Origin of the sequence: Parabacteroides sp. CAG:2 (genome assembly GCF_000436315.1) — a bacterium.
Classification (GTDB): Bacteria; Bacteroidota; Bacteroidia; order Bacteroidales; family Tannerellaceae; genus Parabacteroides; species Parabacteroides distasonis.
This window is the reverse complement of the sequence record NZ_FR885271.1, coordinates 2,004-3,851: the sequence shown is the minus strand read 5'-3', so window position 1 is coordinate 3,851 and position 1,848 is coordinate 2,004. Positions and strand designations below refer to the sequence as shown.

Below are 1,848 nucleotides of genomic sequence, written 5' to 3'. Positions count from 1 at the left end.
GGCCCGGGGGTACTAACGGGCCCTACCCCCCGCCATAGGGGGACGTGATAATATCTATTCGTCAAAAGGATTAGATGCCGAGCTTTCCCGTCGTAAACGTTGTGGGGAACCCTTGTTCGAGTACTTTGCCCCCTCGTATGTCGAGGCTCGCAAGGTGGGAGGCAAGATGGTCAATACGAGGAAGCCTCTTTTATACAACTATGTGTTTATCCATGCTTCGGAGAATGAGATTTTCCGTTTGAAACGTATCATGCCCTTATATAATCTTCTTCCTCGGGTATCCGTGGGCGAACACTCTTATTTCCCTTACCTGTCAGATCATGAGATGGAGACCTTACGCTGGATGGCAGAATCTTATTCCAATGAGCTTCCGGTGTACGTACCGGATAGCGGTCGCTTGCTGAAAGGTGACCGTGTACGTATCACCTCGGGTTCTTTCATGGGGATGGAAGCTGAGGTGGTGGTGCAACCGGGTGGAGGTCATAAGGATGTCATGGTACGTATCCTTGACTGTATGTGGGTTCCTCTATTTGAGGTAAGGCAAGGCGAGTATGAGCTGATTGAGTTGAATACGAAAGGCAAGCATGTTTATACCCATTTGGATAACGATCGTTTATCGGAAGGTATGCACAAGGCGTTGGGGCGTTATTATCTCTCGGGCAAATTGGGAAAGGAAGACGAACTTTTGGTTCGTGAGGTGCTGAAGGGCTATGCTTCCCTTCGTGTGGAGACCGACGTGATGCGTTGCAAGGTCTACTCATTACTCCTTCCGGCCTATAAGCTGTTGGCTCAGGAAGAGGAGTTTGAACGCTTGCATTCCACCCTACGCAATATGCTTCCATTGGTTAAGGCAGTGAATTCTCGTGCCTTGCTGCTCGTCACGCTTTACGGCTGCACGAATAGCAACCTGTATTACCGTATGGCGCATGAGCTGGTAGATCCCTGGCGGGATGACCCTTCGCCTAAGAGAAGCAAGGCCTTGTTGATACAGCGTTTACACGATTACGATATTTGGCTAAAACATTAAATAGTAGACTGTCATGAGAAAGGAAAGCGAAACTCCCTCCGGTATCCGTTTGATGCTATTGCTGAAAGGGCATTTGAGAGAGATCATGAATCGTGAGTGTGCGAATCAGACCTCGATCCATTTATATTGTACGGGATCTTATTGGGTCGCGTTCGAACGTTCCGCTTATCAATTGCGTCGTGCCTTTCCGGATAGTGAGATCACGCCGATGCGCCTGTACGCTTATCCTTTTCCGGTTGTCATGGTTTCCGTAACGGATCGTTCCCTTCGTTTGTATGAACGAAAACATATAGCTAAGCAGAACGGGGCGGATTACAAGTTATTGACTGTACCTGAACTCTCCGCTCCCGCCTACCAAGCGTGGCATACGAGGGAGGTGAAGGGACTCCCTGCGTTAAACTAATCGGAAAACTCGTTCACGACATTAAAACAGGGACAGGATTTCGACGGGTCCAAGTCTTGATGTCCCACGATTAGGGCTTTGGGGAATCGCTGATGCAATTCACGAAGCAAACCCTGTAGGGCTTCTCGTTGGGCTTCCGTTCGGGTATCCATGGGAGTCTTTCCATCGTTGGCGAGTCCTCCGATATAGCAAACCCCGATACTGTACCGATTGTGGTTCTTACAGTGAGCGCCCACTTGTTCAAGGGGCCTACCGGTCTCGATCGTACCATCGGTCGGGATGACAAAGTGATATCCGCAGCCTTTCCAGCCGAGAGAGCGATGCAGATGGTCGATGTCCATCATCCGTAAAGTGCTGCCCTGCCTATTGGCAGAGCAATGCACGATAATCAGCGTGATGGTTCTCATCCGATCCAACC

At 49.9% G+C, this 1,848-nt stretch carries 2 protein-coding genes and 1 pseudogene; 2 read left to right on the top strand and 1 reads right to left on the bottom strand.

Going from position 1 to position 1,848, the window contains the following annotated elements; genetic code table 11:
• Both nusG and QVP94_RS03840 read left to right on the top strand, forming a co-directional pair.
• Positions 1-1,027: pseudogene (nusG, locus tag QVP94_RS03845) on the top strand (transcription termination/antitermination protein NusG); the annotation flags it as partial.
• Positions 1,028-1,040: 13 nt separating this feature from the next.
• On the top strand, positions 1,041-1,430 hold the full coding sequence (locus QVP94_RS03840; RefSeq protein ID WP_008779262.1) for a hypothetical protein: 390 nt from the start codon (positions 1,041-1,043) through the stop codon (positions 1,428-1,430).
• Here the strand turns inward: QVP94_RS03840 and QVP94_RS03835 are convergent.
• A complete protein-coding gene (locus QVP94_RS03835) occupies positions 1,427-1,837 on the bottom strand; it encodes an N-acetylmuramoyl-L-alanine amidase (protein WP_012056091.1) in 411 nt (136 codons plus the stop codon). The genes QVP94_RS03840 and QVP94_RS03835 overlap by 4 nt on opposite strands.
• Between the last annotated feature and the right edge of the window lie 11 nt (positions 1,838-1,848).